This window comes from Saccharomonospora xinjiangensis XJ-54, assembly GCF_000258175.1.
Classification (GTDB): domain Bacteria; phylum Actinomycetota; class Actinomycetes; order Mycobacteriales; family Pseudonocardiaceae; genus Saccharomonospora; species Saccharomonospora xinjiangensis.
Genome location: NZ_JH636049.1, coordinates 1512576 through 1530582, shown reverse-complemented (window position 1 = coordinate 1530582; position 18007 = coordinate 1512576). Strand labels below are relative to the sequence as shown.

Annotated in this window: 17 protein-coding genes; 12 read left to right on the top strand and 5 right to left on the bottom strand. The window is 69.2% G+C overall.

Translation table 11 applies throughout. From position 1 onward, the window contains the following. The first annotated feature begins 37 nt into the window (after positions 1-37). Both SACXIDRAFT_RS06440 and SACXIDRAFT_RS06435 read left to right on the top strand, forming a co-directional pair. A complete protein-coding gene (locus tag SACXIDRAFT_RS06440) occupies positions 38-268 on the top strand; it encodes a DUF3107 domain-containing protein (RefSeq protein WP_006237705.1) in 231 nt (76 codons plus the stop codon). A 113-nt stretch (positions 269-381) separates the two neighbouring features. Further along, the gene (locus SACXIDRAFT_RS06435) at positions 382-642 is read left to right on the top strand and encodes a type II toxin-antitoxin system CcdA family antitoxin (protein ID WP_050986912.1); all 261 of its coding nucleotides are present in this window, start codon (positions 382-384) and stop codon (positions 640-642) included. A 13-nt stretch (positions 643-655) separates the two neighbouring features. Here SACXIDRAFT_RS06435 and SACXIDRAFT_RS06430 read toward each other — a convergent pair whose 3' ends face one another. Beyond that, positions 656-985 carry a DUF4873 domain-containing protein gene (locus SACXIDRAFT_RS06430; RefSeq protein ID WP_006237702.1) on the bottom strand — a complete coding sequence of 110 codons (330 nt, stop codon included), beginning with the start codon at positions 983-985 and terminating at the stop codon, positions 656-658. Next, positions 982-1755 (bottom strand): TetR/AcrR family transcriptional regulator, encoded by a 774-nt coding sequence (locus SACXIDRAFT_RS06425; protein ID WP_006237701.1) that lies wholly within the window; start codon positions 1753-1755, stop codon positions 982-984. The genes SACXIDRAFT_RS06430 and SACXIDRAFT_RS06425 overlap by 4 nt, the downstream gene beginning before the upstream one ends. Before the next feature lie 56 nt (positions 1756-1811). Here SACXIDRAFT_RS06425 and SACXIDRAFT_RS06420 point away from each other — a divergent pair, with 56 nt between their 5' ends. Beyond that, positions 1812-2717, top strand: a complete 906-nt coding sequence (locus SACXIDRAFT_RS06420) for an AurF N-oxygenase family protein (RefSeq protein ID WP_006237700.1) — start codon at positions 1812-1814, stop codon at positions 2715-2717. Beyond that, positions 2714-3616: an alpha/beta fold hydrolase gene (locus SACXIDRAFT_RS06415; protein ID WP_006237699.1), complete on the top strand. Its 903-nt coding sequence runs from the start codon at positions 2714-2716 to the stop codon at positions 3614-3616. Before SACXIDRAFT_RS06420 ends, SACXIDRAFT_RS06415 begins: the two co-directional genes overlap by 4 nt. Here the strand turns inward: SACXIDRAFT_RS06415 and SACXIDRAFT_RS06410 are convergent. Beyond that, the gene (locus tag SACXIDRAFT_RS06410; protein ID WP_006237698.1) at positions 3588-5093 is read right to left on the bottom strand and encodes a SulP family inorganic anion transporter; all 1506 of its coding nucleotides are present in this window, start codon (positions 5091-5093) and stop codon (positions 3588-3590) included. The genes SACXIDRAFT_RS06415 and SACXIDRAFT_RS06410 overlap by 29 nt on opposite strands. Before the next feature lie 354 nt (positions 5094-5447). Further along, positions 5448-6149 carry a TetR/AcrR family transcriptional regulator gene (locus tag SACXIDRAFT_RS06405; RefSeq protein WP_006237697.1) on the bottom strand — a complete coding sequence of 234 codons (702 nt, stop codon included), beginning with the start codon at positions 6147-6149 and terminating at the stop codon, positions 5448-5450. 63 nt (positions 6150-6212) lie between these two features. On the opposite strand from SACXIDRAFT_RS06405, the gene SACXIDRAFT_RS06400 reads away from it, so the two are divergent. After that, positions 6213-7634, top strand: coding sequence for an MFS transporter (locus tag SACXIDRAFT_RS06400; protein ID WP_006237696.1), 1422 nt, complete (start codon positions 6213-6215; stop codon positions 7632-7634). A 42-nt stretch (positions 7635-7676) separates the two neighbouring features. Here the strand turns inward: SACXIDRAFT_RS06400 and SACXIDRAFT_RS06395 are convergent, their stop codons facing one another. After that, entirely contained in the window at positions 7677-8333 is a 657-nt protein-coding gene (locus SACXIDRAFT_RS06395) for a TetR/AcrR family transcriptional regulator (protein WP_006237695.1), read from the bottom strand. Between the two features lie 94 nt (positions 8334-8427). Between SACXIDRAFT_RS06395 and SACXIDRAFT_RS06390 the strand changes: the two genes are divergently transcribed. The 7 genes from SACXIDRAFT_RS06390 (at position 8428) to SACXIDRAFT_RS06360 (ending at position 17896) form a co-directional block, all read left to right on the top strand. After that, complete coding sequence (locus SACXIDRAFT_RS06390; RefSeq protein WP_006237694.1) at positions 8428-9447, top strand: alpha/beta fold hydrolase; 1020 nt, start codon at positions 8428-8430, stop codon at positions 9445-9447. Positions 9448-9540: 93 nt separating this feature from the next. Then, positions 9541-10641, top strand: a complete 1101-nt coding sequence (locus SACXIDRAFT_RS06385; RefSeq protein WP_040922071.1) for a DUF3152 domain-containing protein — start codon at positions 9541-9543, stop codon at positions 10639-10641. Between the two features lie 107 nt (positions 10642-10748). Further along, complete coding sequence (gene moeZ, locus SACXIDRAFT_RS06380) at positions 10749-11951, top strand: adenylyltransferase/sulfurtransferase MoeZ (protein WP_006237691.1); 1203 nt, start codon at positions 10749-10751, stop codon at positions 11949-11951. Between the two features lie 118 nt (positions 11952-12069). Further along, positions 12070-12858 (top strand): TIGR02569 family protein, encoded by a 789-nt coding sequence (locus SACXIDRAFT_RS06375; protein ID WP_006237690.1) that lies wholly within the window; start codon positions 12070-12072, stop codon positions 12856-12858. Positions 12859-12991: 133 nt separating this feature from the next. Beyond that, a complete protein-coding gene (locus tag SACXIDRAFT_RS06370; RefSeq protein ID WP_050987002.1) occupies positions 12992-15067 on the top strand; it encodes a molybdopterin oxidoreductase family protein in 2076 nt (691 codons plus the stop codon). Beyond that, complete coding sequence (locus SACXIDRAFT_RS06365; protein WP_006237688.1) at positions 15064-16500, top strand: FAD-dependent oxidoreductase; 1437 nt, start codon at positions 15064-15066, stop codon at positions 16498-16500. Before SACXIDRAFT_RS06370 ends, SACXIDRAFT_RS06365 begins: the two co-directional genes overlap by 4 nt. A 13-nt stretch (positions 16501-16513) precedes the next feature. Then, positions 16514-17896 carry an MFS transporter gene (locus SACXIDRAFT_RS06360; RefSeq protein ID WP_006237687.1) on the top strand — a complete coding sequence of 461 codons (1383 nt, stop codon included), beginning with the start codon at positions 16514-16516 and terminating at the stop codon, positions 17894-17896. Positions 17897-18007 lie beyond the last annotated feature (111 nt).

The following is an 18007-nucleotide window of genomic DNA, read 5'->3' as shown; positions in this document are numbered from 1 at the left end:
TGAGGTGACGAACGGTCACGACTAGGCGGAGGTCGCAGTGGAGGTCAAGATCGGCATCAAGGACGCGCCGCGAGAGCTCGTGGTGGCCAGTAACTCCACGTCCGACGAGGTGGAGAAGCAGGTCGCCGACGCGCTGAGTGCCGACGACGGACTGCTCCGGCTCACCGACGACAAGGGCCGTACGTTCCTCGTTCCGGCCGATCGCGTCGCCTACGTCGAGATCGCGCCGTCCGACGCGCGCAGGGTCGGCTTCGCCGTCGGCTCCTGAAACCCGCTTTCGAATCCTGAGACGTCCGGCCATCCTCCGTTCCTGCCTCGCGGGCCACGGCGGGTGGCCGGACGTTGTCCCTGGTCGGCGACGCGGTGTGTAGCTTTGTGTGCATGACGCGTTTCACCGTGTATGTGCCGGACGACCTCGCGAAGCGGGCGAAGGCTGCCCGGTTGAACATCTCGGCCCTGACTCAGAACGCCATCGCGACCGAGTTGGATCGGCAGGCGACCAGTCGCTGGCTCGACAGCTTGCCCGCTCCGCGTCACCGGGTGACACACGAGGCGGTCTTGGCAGCGTTGGACGGCCAGGACCGAGCTGGGCTGCCGTGGCGATGGCTGAGACACCTGACTGCCACCTGGCCGAGTCTGTGACCGAGCCGCCCGCCTAGTCTGCGGCGGCAAGGTCGGCCAGCGAGGTCGGCACCGCGAACGGCGGTGTGCTGACTCCGGTGATGCGGTAGCGGCCCCACGGGTCGGGGTCGGAGAGTTCACCCCTGGCGCTGCCTTCCGGGGTGTGGATCTCGACCTCGCGCTTCCTGCCGCCCGCGAGTTCGGAGACCCGTTCGTCGGCCGCGATCCGGCCGTACCAGCGGTAGTAGCCGTCGATGGGCTGGAAATGCCCGCGCAGTTCCACCGCGACGTCGAGTTCGGTGTCGCCGAGGCGCAGCGTCGCGGTGCCCGCGTAGCCGTCCTCGTCGTGGTCGTGTCCGGTCACGATGGTTCTCCCGTCCGGTCGGGGGCAGGCCTGCGTTTCAGCATGACGACCTTGTTGGCGTCCAGCGGTTTGTGAGGGTCCAGCACGATCCCGTGCTGCCTGGTGAGGCCGTCGAGCGCGGCCCAGATGATCTGCGTCAGGTATTCCACGACGCTGTCGCGGCTCATGGTCCGTTTCTCCAGCCACCACTCGCCGGTGTTCTGCACCATGCCGACGATGCCGTGGGCCCACGGTTCGGCCGCGCCCGAATCCATGTTGAGCATTCGCAGGTAGTCGCCGAGGAGCGCGGTCAACGCGGTGGCGATGAGTTCCTTGTCTTCGGCGACCACGTCGGCGTCCACGGGCCTGTCGGGGAAACCCCTGCGAGCCAGCAGCCGGTAGAGGTTCGGGTGTTCCTCGATCACCGAGAAGAACGCCTCAAGGGCCATGCGGATGCGCGGCAGCGGCGCGAGTTCCGCGTTGATCGCCGGGATGAGCCGGGCGAACAGGATCTCCGTGCCGCGGTGGCCGAGCGCCAGATACAGGTCGGCCTTGTCCTCGAAATGGCGGTAGAGCACCGGTTTCGTGACACCGGCCGCCGAGGCCACGTCGTCCATGCCCAGATCGGGGCCGTGCTCGTCGAGCGCACGCAGTGCGGCCTCGACGAATTCGGCTCGACGGGCGATCCGGTGCTTGCGCCACCGGTCGCGCCGCGCGTCACCGGTGGATCGCTCCCCGGACGCGCGCCCCGATCTTCTGGATCTGTTGACAGGCTCGACCATGACGTCCATGCTACCAGAAGTAACCGTTACCTCAGGTAACAGACAAGGGGAAGGTGGTTGTCGCGATGACACGGGCCGTGACGGAGTCGAGCCGGGAGAAGACCGCCGAACGGCTGCTGAGGTCGTCGGCAGGCAAGTTCTACGACCCTGAGATCGACATCGACTGGGACGCTCCGCTGGTGGAGGGCAAGCGGTACCTGCGAGAGGAGCGCTCCAGCCTCTACGGCACCGAGTTGTGGGAGCGGCTCACGCCCGAGCAGCGCATCGAACTCGGCAAGCACGAGATCGCGAGCATCGCCACCAACGGCATCTGGTTCGAGGTGTTGCTCATGCGGATGCTGCTCAAGCAGGTCTACGACGCCGACCCCACCACCAGGTTCGCCCAGTACGCGCTGACCGAGATCGCGGACGAGTGCAGGCACTCGACGATGTTCGCCCGGTTCAGCGAGCGTGTCGGCTGCCCGCACTACGGTCCGGTCGTCTGGCGAAAACGACTCGGCAAACTGCTGAACGTGATCGCGTACGGCCCTGCGATGTACGGGTCGATCCTTGTGGCAGAGGAGATCCTCGACCGGTTGCAGCGCGAGCAGATGAACGACCCCGAGATCCAGCCGCTCGTGCGCATGGTGAACCGCATCCACGTGCTTGAGGAGGCGCGGCACGTGACGTTCGCCCGCGAGGAAGTCGTGCGCGGCATGCGGCGTCTGCGCGGCCCCGAGAAGGTCTACCAGCAGTGGCTGCTCGCCGTGGTGTCCCACGAGATCACCCGCAGCCTCGTGAATCCGGCCGTGTACGCGTCCGTGGGAATCCGGCCGAGGGACGGCTACGTCGCGGCGGTGAACAACCCGCACTGGCAGGAGACGATCCGCTTCTACGGTGAGCGGATCATGGGCTTCCTCGACGAGGCTGGGCTGGTCGGAGGCCCGGGTATGCGGTGGTGGCGGCGCTCGTTCCTGCTCGGCGACCGATGAGCCCTCGGATCGTCACCCGCGACGGCGTCTCGCTCGCGGTCGAGCACGGCGGCCCTGCCGACGCGGACACGACCGTCGTGCTCGTCCACGGATGGGCACAGGACCGGCGGACGTGGGACCGCGTGGTGGAGCTGCTGCCAGCCTCAGTGAGGTATGTGCGCTACGACCTGTGCGGGCACGGTGAGTCCGATCCACCGGAGGCGACCACCATCGATCGGTTGGCCGACGACCTCGCGGAGGTGGTGGCGGCCTTCGCGCCCACGGGCGGGCTCGTGCTCGCGGGGCACTCGATGGGTGGCATGACGATCATGGCCATGGCGGACCGATATCCGGACCTCGTCCGCGACCGCGTTCGCGGCGTGGTGTTCGTGTCCACCGCGTGCGCGGACATGGGACGGCTCACCCTGGGGCTGCGGGGCGTTGCCGGGACGGTGGCCCACCTCATCGAGCGCGCCGTCGCGACGGCCCTGGTGCGGTACCGGCCCCAGCGGCTACCGCTCGGGCGACGAGCCGTGATGCTCGGCGCACGGTGGCTCGTGTTCGGCCGCAGGCCGAGGCGTGCCGACGTCGCGTCGGTGGCCGACCAGCTGCTCCGTGCCCACCCCGCGAGTGTGGGAGCGTTCCAGAACGAGATCTCCTTGCACGACCGCACGGCGGCGTTGTCCGTGCTCCGCCGTACGCCGGGCGTGGTACTGGCAGGCACGGCCGACCGGCTCTGCTCCGTCCGCCACGCCAGGGCGATCGCCGACGAACTGGATGCTGCGCGTCTCGTGCTGTGTCCCGGCGCGGGGCACATGCTGCCGCAGGAGCGGGCGAGAGAGGTGGCCGACGAGATCGTGGCACTGTGTCGGGCCACCTCTGCGCCGGTTGTCAGTGGCTGCCCGCGAGTTCGCCACTGAGTCTGCCGTGGAGCTTGGCGCTGGGGTCGTTGAGGCCGATGATCTCCACGGTCTTGCCGCGCTGCCGGTACTTGGTCTCGATGGCGTCGAGAGCTGCGACGGAGGAGGCGTCCCAGATGTGGGCGGCGCTGAGGTCGATGATGACCTTGCCAGGGTCGCCTGCGTAGTCGAACTGCGTGACGAGGTCGTTGGACGAGGCGAAGAACAGCTCTCCCGTGACGGTGTAGATGACGCTGGTGCCGTCGGGGTCGGTGACGGCGGTGACCTCGGCGAGGTGAGCGACTCGCTTGGCGAACAGCACGATCGCGGTGATCGAGCCGACGACGACCCCGATCGCGAGGTTGTGGGTGACGACGACGCAGGCCACGGTGATGGTCATGACGGCGATCTCGCCGGCGGGCATCCGCTTCAGTGTCTTCGGCGCGATGGAGTGCCAGTCGAAGGTCGCGAAGGCCACCATGATCATGACGGCGACGAGCGCGGCCATGGGGATCTCGGAGACGATCGGGCCGAAAGCGATGCACAGAACCATCAGGAACACACCGGCGAGGAACGTGGACAGCCGTGTGCGGGCACCGGACACCTTCACATTGATCATGGTTTGGCCGATCATGGCGCAGCCGCCCATGCCGCCGAAGAATCCGGTGACGATGTTGGCGATGCCCTGGCCGATGGACTCCCGGGTCTTGGAGGAGTGGGTGTCGGTGATGTCGTCCACGAGCTTGGCCGTCATGAGCGACTCCAGGAGACCGACCAGCGCCATCGCGAAGGCGTAGGGTGCGATGACCTTCAGAGTGTCCACAGTGAACGGCACGTCCGGCAGGCCCGGCATCGGCAGCGACGACGGCAGTTCGCCCTTGTCGCCCACCGTGGGCACGGCGATTCCCGCGCCGACGGTGATGGCGGTCAGCGACACGATGGACACCAGCGGAGCCGGGATCAGCGTGGTGAGTTTCGGGAAGACCACCATGATGGCGAGTCCTCCGATGATCAGCGGGTAGACCGGCCACGGCACGCCGTGCAGCTCGGGGATCTGCGCGAGGAAGATGAGAACGGCCAGCGCGTTGACGAAGCCGACCATCACCGAACGCGGCACGAACAGCATCAGCTTCGCCACCCCGAGCGCGCCGAGCGCGATCTGGATGACGCCGGCAAGGATCACAGCGGCGATGAGGTAGCCGAAACCGTACTCGTGGTTGAGCGGGGCGATAACCAGCGCGATCGCTCCAGTGGCGGCCGAGATCATCGCCCTGCGGCCCCCGACCACGGAGATCACGACTGCCATCGTGAACGAGGCGAACAGCCCGACCGCAGGGTCCACCCCCGCGATGATCGAGAACGAGATCGCCTCGGGAATCAGTGCCAGCGCGACGACCAGACCGGCCAGCACCTCGGTGCGCCACACCCTCGGATCGGACAACCAATCAGGACGCAGACCGCGTCGCCCCGGTGTGGAGATGTCAACGGAAGAGGACAAGAAAGTACCCGTCGTTCTCGGGCACACCCATGGGCGGTTCCCGGGGCGTGCGGGGAAAGGACAGCAGAGGCAGCGAGCGCCGAATCGACGCGAGGGAAGGCTCGGCCTCGCGGTCAGTGGGCCGGAACGAGGCCGGAGCAGGCAAGCCGGGGCACGTGCCGGTGCCAGCGCGCGTTATGGCGGGCAGGACGCGACGCTGGGCACCCTGAGTGCCATGGACAGGCGCACGCTGCTCTCCCGTAAGGAATCGGCTTGGCGCCGGGACGTCATCGGCGCCGGCACGGCAAAGGGCGGGTTCGGACAGTCGCACCCACGGCCAGGGACGGCGTACGGCCACCCCTGCGCCTGGAAACCCTACCGGTAACGCCGATCGTGCTCGCGGGCGGCCTGATCCTCCCTGGCCGGCGCGGAGCGGGGCAGGTAGCCGTACAGGAACGCCCGCACACCAGCGGCGAGCACCCTGTGCCGGGACTCGGCGGACACCGTGGTGACGCCGTCGTGACCGCATTCGGAATACACGCCGACGGTCAGCACCAGGAAGTGTTCGGCAGCCAGTTCGGGATCGGACACGGTGAGGACGCCCAGCTCGTTCAGGCGGGTCAGGTGCCGCGCCAGCTCCTGCCGGGTCCGTCGTGGACCCGCTTCGTGCCACGCGCGCAGGAGCGTTTCCGGGAGCTGGGCGGCCTCGGCCTGCATTCGCCGCACGAGCGCGAAATGGTCCGTGAACTCGGCGCGCGGTGTGTTCCATTCGTCGGCCAGTGCCAGGAGCGCCTTCTCGGCGCCGTCCGGGTCGTTCACCGGCCCCAGCTGCCGCCGCATGAGTTCCGCGAGGATGTCTGCGACGTGGGTCGAACTGTGCTGAACCACCGCCGTGAACAACTCTTCCTTGCCCGCGAAGTGGTTGTAGATCGTGCGCGTCGATACCTGTGCCTCCGCCGCGATCGTCTCGATCCGCGCGGCGGTGAAGCCCTCACGCCCGAACACGGCTCTGGCCGCGCGGGTGATCGCCTCGCGTTTGGCGACGCGTCCCCTGGGCTCACTGGTCGGTGTGGGCACACGCGCCTCCCTGTTTGCATTGGTCATTTTACTTTTTTGCCATCGTCATTGTACTGTTCGTTCGTGTCCCGAGTCAGTGAAACGAACCCCGCAGGCGACAGCGTCGCCGACCCCGGATCCGAGCTCGACGGTGGCGGCGCCGTGGCCCGCACCCGATGGGTGGCGGTCTCCGTCTCCGCCTTCGCCACGCTCCTCGTGGCGAGCGAATTGAGCATGGCAGCCTTCGCGCTGCCCCTGATCGCCACGGACCTCGGCGTCGGAGAGGGCGCGACGGCGTGGGTGTTGCTCGCCTACCAACTTCCGCTCGCCGCGCTGGCTCTTCCGGCGGGCCGCTGGATCGACCGGACCGATCCCAGGACGGCGTTCGCCGCGTCGATGGCCTTGATCGCGGTGGTCAGCGTGCTGGCCGCGATCGCCCCACAGTTCTGGGTCCTCCTCGTGGCCAGGGTGCTCCAGGGGCTCGCCTCGGCGGCCTACCTGGCCGTCTACCTACCGGTCGTGACGCTGTCGGTGCGTCCTGACCAGCGGGGGAGGGCCATGAGCTACCACGCCACCATCATGATGGTGGGCAGCATCGCCGTCGCTCCCCTCGGAGGCTGGCTGGCCGACGCCTTCGGCTGGCGGGCGGTGTTCCTCGCGAAGGTGCCGCTGCTGCTCATCGCCGCTGTCCTGGGGCTGCTGGTCGTTCCCTCCCTGTCCCGCCGCGCCGGTGAGGGCGAGCGAACCGGCAGGGCACTGGCCGCCGACGTGCTCCTGGTCGGTTCCGCGGTCACCGCCGCCCTCCTGGCGGTCGAGCAGGCCGGGAAGGACCTGACGTGGACGCTCGTGCTCGCCGTCGTCGCACTCGGTTTCGGCGTGGTCTGGTCCCGGCTGGGCACGTCGGGGCCTGTGCTGGCGCTGGTCCGGCGCCCCCGCGTCGGATGGCCTGCCCTGGCGTTGCTGCTCACCGCCTCCCTCGTCGGGCTGATCACGTTCTCGCTGCCGTTCTTCATCAGCGCCGTACTGCACAGAGGTCCAGGGCTGCTCAGCACGGCGGTGGTGTCCTTCGTGGCGGGCAGCGCCGTCATCAGCCCCCTGGCCGGGTTCTTGGCCGACCGGTTCCGGCCACTTCCCGTCGCTACCTTGGGCGCCGCCCTCATGACCGGGAGCCTGTTTCCGATGCTCACCCTCGGCCCCGAGACGACCACAGCCGACCTCGCCTGGCGGATGGCGCTGCTCGGCATCGGCATGGGCCTGTTCAACTCGCCGAACATGACGACGTTGCTGGAAGCGATTCCGCCGCAGTACGCCGGGACCGTGGGTGGTGTCACCAACCTCGCCCGAACGCTCGGCGGCACTCTCGGCCCCGCCGTCGCCGCACTGGGCTGGACGCTCGGGTCGGGCGGCACGAGTGGTTTCCGGATCGGCGTCGCGACACTCATCGCGCTGACCGCTGCGGCCTTCGTGGCACTGCTGGCTGCCAGGTCCACCGCCGGGCCTGAGTGAACGCGCGGAATCCGGGGCGTGCTTGAGGCCGCCGTTGTCCGGTCAGTCCCGGCCGGACAGCGGGAAGCCCGCGCCGATGCCACGCCAGGCGAGTGTCGAGGTAAGCGCCACGGCCTCGTCCTGAGACATCGAGCTGTTGGCCAGCCAGAAGCGGGCGCTGACCTGGCTCATCCCCACGAGTCCCACGGCGAGCAGGCGAGCCTTCTCCTCGTCGAGGCCCGCGTCGGCCGTGATGGTCTCCGTGATGGCATCGACACTCGCCGACGTCGCCCTGTCCACAGCCGCCTGCACGGCAGGCTCACCCCGCAGGTCCGACTCGAACACCATCCGGAAGGCACCCACGTCGCCGTTGACGAAGTCGAAGAACGCGCCGACGGCGTTGCGGACCCGCTGCTTGTTGTCGGTGGTGGACGTGAGCGCTTCCTGCACGGTCTTCACGAGGGTGTCCACGTGACTTTCCAGCAGCGCGATGTAGAGGTCGAGCTTGCCGGGGAAGTGCTGGTAGAGCACAGGCTTGCTGACGCCAGCGCGTTCGGCGATGTCGTCCATGGCCGCCGCGTGGTAGCCGTTGGCCGCGAAGACCGCCTGTGCGGCCGCGAGCAGTTGGGCGCGGCGTTCGGTCCTGGGGAGCCGTACCCCCCGTCCAGGCGCCGAGCCTGCCTCGGCCCCGACCTGTCGCACCTGCCCTGTCTCCGTCATCCCCGCCTCCAGTCCTGCGTCCCACCGCACACTACTCGTGGGTACGTACCGCACGCCAAGCGCTGTGAGCGTCAGGCATGCTGTAGGTGTGCCCGTGACACACACCAGTTCACCCGAGAGCCTGACCCTCGCACGGCGGGGGAGTCGCCCTCCGCTCACCCACGTGCCGTTGTCGGACGCCCCACTCGCGGAGCTGGACGTCACCTTGGGCCCGTGGCCGGGAGCGACCCACAAGACGGGAGACCTGAGGCTCCATGTCCGGCGCACGCACACCGACGGCGAGGCGGCGCCCGAGACGGTGGTGTACGTGCACGGACTGGGCGGATCCTCGACGAACTGGACCGACCTCGGCAGGCTCCTCGCGCCCTCGGCGTCGGGGCATGCGCCCGACCTGCCCGGCTTCGGGTTCTCCGAACCCATGGACGGCTACACGTTCAGCCTCTCGGCCCACGCCGGGGTGCTCGGTGATTACCTGGCCGAGCACATCGGGCGGCCGGTACACCTCGTCGGCAACTCGATGGGCGGGGCCGTCGCCATGCTCGTCGCCGCGCACCGGCCCGAGTTCGTGCGCACGTTGACGCTGGTGTCGCCTGCGGTGCCCGATCTGCGCCCCGACCCGCGCAGGCTCTCTGACCCGAGGCTCGCGCTGGCCTACCTCCCCGTCGTCGGAAGGCGGGTCCGCCGTCAGCTTGCGGCGATGACCCCGAGGCAGCGGGCCGAGCAGGTGATCCGCCTCTGCTTCGCCGACCCTTCGTCGTTCCCCGCCCACCGCTTCGACGAACTCATCGAGGAACACAGTGCCCGCGTCGCGTACGAGTGGGCGGAGTCGGCGATGGTGCGCAGCACCATGGAGATCTTCCGGACCTGGTTCACGAGAGGTGCCGGGTCGTTGTGGTCGGTGGCGCCCCGGATCAGCGCGCCCACCCTCGTGGTGTGGGGCACCGACGACCGCGTGATCTCCGTGCGCAGGGCGCCGAGGACGGCGCGGCTCATCCCCAGGGCGCGGCTGCTGGTGCTCCCCAGGACGGGGCACGTGGCACAGATGGAGCGACCCACGACGGTGGCCAGGGCCATGCTGGGGATGTGGGAGAGCGTCGAATCCGGACGCTGGTGAGTGTCCGGACGCCCTGGACGGGTGACGCGGAATCGGCCGAACGTGTCGAGCCACGCGCGGAGCCGGGCGCCAGGGTGTGGCACTCTGAAAACCGTGGAGCGGGTGAGACAAGGAGCGCGGAAGAGCGACCGGGACATCGCGTCGGCCGGTGCTGATCGTGCTGGCGCCCGTGGTGCCGCCGAAGGGGCCGGACCGGACGGCGGCGCGGAACACGGAGCCCGGCCCCGGGGCAGACGACGCTCGGCGGAGCCGCTGCGCGCGTCGTGGCAGCCCGCCGGAACCGCCCCGCCCCAGCGCGCCCAGCGCACCGGTGTCAAGAAGTACACGGCCGCGTTCGGCTGGCGCGCCTACCTTGTGCCGATCCTGCTGGTCGTCACCGCCCTGGTCGTGTTCGACACCACCCGCGACCCCGGTGCGGGCGGTGCCGCGGGTGCCGCAGGCGGCGGGCAGGACAGCGCGGGTGGTCCTGCTGAGCCGGACCCCGTGGCCACCGAGGTCCCCGCGCAGAAGATCGACCTCGACATCCCCACCGCCGAGTTGCCGGAGGGCGGCGACTACGACGAGAAGGGCGAGGGCACCTGGCACTCCGTGCCACTCGGGGACAGCAGCGGCAAGCAAGCGGGTGAAGGACAGCTCTTCACCTACACCGTCGAGATCGAGGACGGCCTCGACCCCGGCAGTTACGGCGGTGACGACGTCTTCGCCGCCACCGTCGAGGCCACCTTGTCGGACCCCAGGAGCTGGCCCGGCACCGGGAAAGTGGCCCTGAAGCGGGTGGACAGCAGCCATGCCACGCCCGACTTCCGTGTCAGCCTGACCTCACCGTCCACTACCAAGCAGTTGTGTGGGGCGGCCATCCCGTTCGAGTCGTCGTGCTACACGAGCGCGCACGGCAGGGTCGTGATCAACATCGCTCGCTGGGTGCGGGGAGCGAAGGCGTTCAGCGGCAACATGGGCGTCTACCAGCAGTACGTCATCAACCACGAGGTCGGTCACGCACTCAAGAACGGGCACGTCGGCTGTGCGGAGGACGGCGGGCTCGCGCCCGTGATGATGCAGCAGACGTTCGGCGTCGCCAACGACTACGTCGCCAAACTCAACGACCTGCCGGGGGGCGATCAGGGCAAGGTGCCCGCCGACGGCAAGGTCTGCCTGCCCAACGCCTGGCCCGTTCCGCAGCCGGGCAACGACTGACCCGGCACGCCCTTGCCCGGTGCCCACCATGTGGACGTGGGAAGACCGGGCCCGCTCGCGCGGTTATAGATGTCGAGAGACCGCGACACGCGCGAGATGGAGGACCGATGTCTCCTACAGAGGGCGGAACGCCGCACGCCACGCTTCCGCCGCTCGTCGAGCCGGCAGCCGAACTCACCAAGGAAGAGGTCGCGCGCTACAGCCGTCACCTCATCATCCCCGACGTCGGCATGGACGGCCAGAAGCGGCTGAAGAACGCGAAGGTGCTGGTCATCGGCGCCGGCGGACTGGGAAGTCCCGCGCTGCTGTACCTCGCCGCGGCGGGTGTCGGCACCCTCGGCGTGATCGACTTCGACGTGGTTGACGAGTCGAATCTCCAGCGGCAGGTCATCCACGGCGTGTCTGACGTCGGCAAGCCGAAGGTCGTCTCGGCGCAGGAGTCCGTCGCCGAGATCAACCCGTACGTGAACTTCGTCGCCCACACCGAGCAGCTGACCACCGAGAACGCCGTGGAGCTCTTCAGCTCCTACGACCTGATCCTCGACGGCACGGACAACTTCGCGACCCGCTACCTCGTCAACGACGCCGCCGTGCTGGCGGGCAAGCCGTACGTGTGGGGCTCGATCTTCCGGTTCGAGGGCCAGGTGAGCGTGTTCTGGGAGGACGCGCCGAACGGCAAGGGCCTGAACTACCGGGACCTCTACCCCGAGCCGCCGCCTCCCGGCATGGTGCCCTCGTGCGCCGAGGGCGGTGTCCTCGGTGTGCTGTGCGCGTCGATCGGGTCGGTCATGGTCACGGAGGCGATCAAGCTCATCACCGGTATCGGGGAGCCGCTGCTCGGCAGGCTCGTCACGTACGACGCCCTCGAGATGCGCTACCGCGAGGTGAAGATCCGTAAGGACCCGGAGACGCCGAAGATCACCGAGCTGATCGACTACGAGGCGTTCTGCGGCGTCGTGTCCGACGACGCGCAGCGGGCCGCGTCCGGCCACACGATCACGCCGCAGGAGCTCAAGGCCAAGTTCGACGCCGGTGCCAACTTCGAGCTGATCGACGTCCGCGAGCCGCACGAGTACGAGATCGTCAACATCAAGGGCGCGAAGCTCATCCCGAAGGACCGCATCCTGTCGGGGGAGGCGCTGGCGGAACTGCCGCAGGACAAGCCCATCGTGCTGCACTGCAAGTCGGGCGCCCGGTCGGCGGAGGCACTGGCGGCGCTGCACAAGGCCGGTTTCTCCGACGCCACGCATCTCGGTGGCGGCGTGCTCGCCTGGGCCGCCCAGGTGGACCCGAGCCTGCCGACGTACTGAGCCCTGCGAATCCCTGCCTCGCGGGGGTTCCGAAGTGCAAAGACCCGTGCGCGAAGTACAAAGGCATGTGCACAGAGTGCGGGTGTTGGCACTTGCCGCGGGGTAACGTCGCCGCGTGATGCAGGGACCGCCGCCGGAGCATGCCAGACGCGCCTTCGGGCTCGGCGATGCGGACGTCGAGCCCCTGGCCTGCGGAGTGGGGTGGCTCTGCGGCGATGTGGTGCTCGAACCCGTACCCGACCGCGCGCAGGGTGTGTGGCTCGCACGCACGCTGGCCGCCCTCGACGTGCCCAGCCTTCGGGTGGCGCGTCCCATCGGGGCCAGCGACGGGCGCTGGGTCGTCGGGGGCTGGAGAGCGCGCCGCCATGTGTCAGGTGCACCCGAACACCGGCCGGACGACACCGTGCTCGCCGCTGTCCGGCTGCACCAGGCCACGGTCTCGTTCGAGCGCCCGGCCTTCCTCGACGAGCGCCGGGACGTGTTCGCCGTCGCCGAGCGTCTCGCCTGGGGTGAGGAACACCGCGAGCTGGACGAAGCCAAGGGCGGACGGCTGTTCGAGATCCTCGCGCCGTCCCGCCGTCCGATCCGGTCAGCCGACCAGCTCGTGCACGCCGAACTCTTCGGCACTCTCCTGTTCGATGGGGACCGGCCGCCCGGCCTCGTGGGTTTCGTGCCGCACTTCCGCCCCGCCGAGTGGGGGGCCGCGGTCGCGGCCGTGGACGCCGTGGCGTGGGGCGGTGCTGGCGGGGCACTGCTGCGGAACTGGTCGCATCTGCCCGAGTGGCCGCAACTGCTGCTGCGGGCGGCGTTGTTCCGTCTCGCCTGGCACGCGCTGCACCCACGCTCCAACGCCGCGACCCTCGACGGCCTTCGCCGTGCGGCAGGGGAGGTCACGGAACTGCTGTAGTCCTCACCGAGGACACTCGCGATGCAGGCTGGGGAATGCAGCACGGCTGTAACACAGTGGCACAGTCCGGGTAACACAGGCTCTTTAGCGTCGGGTATCGCCGCCGATCAGGCAGGAGGTCCCCGTGACGTCGATGGAGTCCCCGGCGCCGATCACCGAGCTGACCGAATCGCATTGCCCGTACTGTGCCTTGCAGTGCGCTATGACGATCAGCTCGGCGGGTGCGGTGTCACCCCGCATGTTCCCCACGAACCAGGGTGGCCTCTGCCAGAAGGGGTGGACGTCGAGCGGGCTGCTGCGGTCGCCTGCGAGGCTGACCACGCCGTTGGTGCGCGCTCGCGGCATGTTGCGCCCGGCAGGCTGGGAGGAGGCACTGGACCTCGTCGCCTCGCGACTGACTGAGATCCAGGCCCAGCATGGTCGTGACGCGGTCGCGGTGTTCGGTGGTGGCGGCCTGACCAATGAGAAGGCATATCTCCTCGGCAAGTTCGCCAGGGTGGCGCTTCGGACGTCCCGCATCGACTACAACGGCCGGTTCTGCATGTCCTCGGCCGCCTCGGCCGGGCTCCGGGCGTTCGGGCTGGACCGCGGACTGCCGTTCCCGCTCACCGATCTCGGCGAGGCCGATGTCGTGGTGCTGGTCGGGGCCAATCCGGCCGAGACGATGCCGCCGTTCATGCGGCATCTACGCAGGGCCGCGGACGGGGGCGGGCTGGTCGTGGTGGACCCACGGCGCACGTTGACGGCGGAGTCGGCCTCGCTGCATCTCGCTCCCGCCCCCGGCACCGACCTGGCTCTCGCGCTGGGCATCCTGCACTCGACCGTGGCGGACGGTCTTCTCGACGAGAACTACGTGCGGCGGCGGACGACGGGGTTCGCGGACGCCTGGCGGGTGGCCGCCGCCTACTGGCCGGAACGGGTCGAGCGCATCACCGGCGTGGCAGCCGCCGACCAGCGTAGGGTCGCCGACCTGATCTCGACCGCGCGTCGGGCATACGTACTGACGGGCCGGGGCGCGGAGCAGCACGCGACAGGGGTGGACACGGTGAGCGCGTGGATCAATCTCGCGCTGGCGCACGGCCTTCCCGGCAACTTCGGCTCGGGGTACGGCTGCCTCACGGGCCAGGGCAACGGGCAGGGCGGCAGGGAACACGGTCAGAAGGCCGACCAGCTTCCCGGCTACCGCTCGATTCGCGACCCGCAGGCTCGCCGGCACATGGCGGCGGTGTGGGGTGTTCGGGAGGAGGAACTTCCCGGCCCCGGCCCCTCGGCGTACGAGTTGCTCGACGCGCTCGGCACACCGGAGGGACCGAAGGCGCTGCTGGTGTTCGGCAGCAACCCCGCCGTGTCGGCGCCGAGGGTGGCACACGTGGTCGATCGATTGTCCACACTGGATTTGCTTGTCACGGCGGATCTCGTGCTGTCGGAGACGTCCGCGCTGGCTGACGTGGTGTTCCCGGTGACGCAGTGGGCTGAGGAGGACGGCACGATGACGAACTTGGAGGGCAGGGTGCTCCTGCGACGCAGGGCTGTGCAGCCGCCAGAAGGGGTACGCACAGACCTCGACGTGATCGCCGGACTGGCGCACAGGCTCGGGGCACCGGGCGACCGTTTCCCAACGGACCCGGAAGCGGTGTTCGCAGAACTTGGCGCCGCATCACGCGGCGGTGCCGCGGACTACTCCGGCGTCGGCTACGAAAGGCTCAAGGCGGGGGAGGCGCTGTACTGGCCGGTGCGGGGGGAGGGGCATCCCGGCACACCAAGGTTGTTCACCGACTCCTTTGCGCATCCCGACGGCCGCGCGCGGTTCACTGCCGTGGACCACACCGGTCCCGCCGAGCCCGCCGACGACGACTACCCGCTGACGGCCACGACGGGCCGCGTGCTCGAGCACTACCAGTCGGGCGCCCAGACGAGGGTGATCGAGGAGCTGAAGGCGGCCGTCGGGGCGGTCTTCGTGGAGGTGCATCCCGACACAGCCGCGCGCGCGGGACTGGCCGACGGCGAACTCGGCAAAGTGGTGTCGCGCAGGGGCGAGGTCGTGGCGCGGGTCCGGTGTGTGCCTTCGGCACGTCCCGACGTCGTCTTCCTGCCGTTTCACTTTCCCGGTGTGCAACGGGCGAACCTCGTCACCAATCCCGCGCTCGATCCCATGAGCCGGATGCCGGAGTTCAAGGTGTGCGCGGTCCGCCTGGAGGCCGTCGCATGAGGCCTCGCCACGTGGTGGTGCTCGGCTATGGCATGGCCGGTGCGCGGCTGGCCGACGAGATCCGCCGACGGGACCCGGACGGTGAGCGGGTGGCGCTGACGGTGGTGGGTGCGGAACGGCACGGTGCGTACAACCGGGTGCTGCTGCCATCGGTGGTGGCGGGAACCATGGCCGCCGACTCGGTGCGTCTGCACGGCGAGGGATGGGCACGCGAGCACGCGGTGGATCTGCGGCTCGGCGTCGAAGCGGTGGATCTCGACCTTCGCAGGGGGCTGGTGCGGCTCTCGGATGGTTCCGAACTGGGCTACGACACTCTGGTGTTCGCCACCGGCAGCAGGCCCCGTGTGCCGCCGGTCGAAGGACTGTCGGTGGACGGCGGATTGACCGACGGTGTGGTGGCGTTCCGCACGCTCGACGATTGCGCCCGCATCGAGCGGACGGCGAGCAGGGGCGCGCGGATCGCCGTGCTGGGCGGGGGTCTGCTGGGGCTGGAGGCGGCGCGGGCGCTCGCGGGCAGGGGCAACCGCGTGACCGTTGTCCATCCGGCGGCCCACGTGCTGGACCGGCAGCTCGACGCGGACGCGGCAGCCGTGCTCGCGGCGGCTCTGCGCGATGCGGGCATCGAGTTGCGTCTCAGGCGCACGGCGGCGCGGTACCTGTCCGGGGACGGGGTGAAGCTGGACGACGGCAGCACGGTCGCCGCCGACCTTGTGGTCGTGTGTACGGGCGTGCGTCCTGACACAGCACTGGCGGAGCGCGCCGGGATCGAAGCGGAAGGCGGCATCGTCGTCAACGACGAGCTGCGCACCAGTGATGTCCGGGTCCACGCGCTCGGCGACTGCGCGCGCCATCCCGGCACGGTCACGGGTCTGGTGCAGCCTGCCTGGGACCAGGCTGCGGTGCTGGCCGATCTGCTCACTGGTGCGCGGCCTTCGGCGAGGTACCGGGGGACGTCGGTGGTGACCCGGCTCAAGGCGAGCGGAGTGGATCTCACGACGCTGGGGGACAGCCACGTCGAGCCGGGCGCCGACGCGGAGGTGTTGCGGTTGCACGACCCGGTGCGGCGCCGGTACGCGAAACTCGTCCTTCATGACGAGCGGGTGTCCTCGGCCATCATGCTGGGGTTTCCCGACGCCGCCGCGGCCCTGACCCACCTCTACGACCGGCGGCTGGTGGCCCCGAGCGACCGGCTGGCGCTACTGGTCGGCAGGGCACTTCCGGCGAACACCAGGGCATTGGCAGCCGCCGACCTCCCTGCCTCCGCTGTGGTGTGCCGGTGCAACTCCGTGAGCAAGGGGAGACTCGTGACAGCGTGGCGCTCCGGATCGTCCACTGTGGACGAGCTAGCTGCCGAGACACGGGCGGGCACGGGGTGCGGGGGATGTGCGGACACGGTGCGTGCCATCGCCGACTGGCTCGCTCGGACAGCCTGACCGGAAGGAACCGATGACGATCACGCGAACCCCGGCGACGTCCCCGAGGTTCCGGCTGCGCGGCCGGTGGCTCGACGAGTGGAACGCGGAGGACGCGCTGTCCTGGGCGTCATGGGGGCGGCGGACCGCATGGAAGAACCTGGTGCTCTCGATTTTCTCGGAACACCTCGGGTTCAGCGTGTGGGTGTTGATGAGTGTGGTGGTCACCGACCTCGATTCTGCCGGGTACCACTTCGATGTCGGGGAGACGTTCTGGCTGCTCATTGTGCCGAACGTGGTCGGAGCGGCCCTGCGGGTGCCCTACACCTTCGCGGTGCCCGCCTTCGGTGGCAGGGCGTGGACGGCGATCAGCTCGGGACTGCTGCTCCTGCCGTGCGCGATGTTGTGGTTCGCGGTGACCAACGAGGGCACGCCGTACTGGTTCTTCCTGCTCACGTCGGCGACGATGGGGCTCGGCGGTGGCAACTTCTCGTCGTCGATGGCGAACATCTCGTTCTTCTTCCCCTCGCGAGCCAAGGGACTCGCGCTCGGATTGAACGCCGCAGGCGGCAATCTGGGCGTCGCGGTCACCCAGCTCGCCGTACCCGTGGTGATCAGCACGAGCACGGGGGTGACACTCGCGAACGCGGCGCTGCTGTGGCTGCCTCTGGTGATCGTCGCGTCGGTGGCCGCACTGCTGTTCATGGACAGCGTCACGCACGCGAGGCCGGAGGCCCGAGCGTACCGGGAGGCGCTGCTCGCGAAGCACACCTGGGTGATGTCGCTGCTTTATGCGGGGACGTTCGGCTCGTTCATCGGATTCTCCTTCGCGTTCCCTCTCCTGCTCGACCTCACCTTCGCGGAGGATGGCAGCTCACTCGTGTTCCTGGGAGCGGCGATCGGTTCGGTTGCCCGTCCGATCGGCGGCTGGCTGTCCGACCGGTTCGGCGGCGCCCTTGTCACTCTGTGGACTTTCGCGGCTCTGCTGCTCGGCACACTCGGGGTGCTGGTCAGCCTGTCGCGGTATGACTTCGGGCTGTTCTTCGGCTCGTTCGTGATGTTGTTCGTGTGTGCGGGTGCGGGCAACGGCTCCACCTACCGGATGATCGCCGTCATCTTCGCCGCCCTCGCCGTCCGTCGAGCGGAGGAGACCGGGCAGGAGCAAGGGGCTGCGGCGGCCCGGGCTGCCCGGCAGTCTGCTGCCGTGGTGGGCATCTGCGGTGCGGTCGGCGCTTTCGGTGGAGTGCTGGTGAACCTCGCCCTTCGCGCGTCGCTGTCGTCGGCAGGTGACCTCGTTCCCGCGCTCGCCGGGTTCGGCGCCTGCTATGCGGCGTGTCTGCTGGTCACCTGGTGGTTCTACCTGCGCACCCGGTTCGCGACGGCCTTCTCACCAAGCCTCGCCTGGGCTCGGGTGTGACGTGCTGACTCCGTGATCGCCCGCGTGCTGTGGGTAACGCGCCCGCAACATCGCCGTCGCAGGAGCGACACAGGTCGCAACGAGCATGGAAATCCGTGGAACGGCAACGAA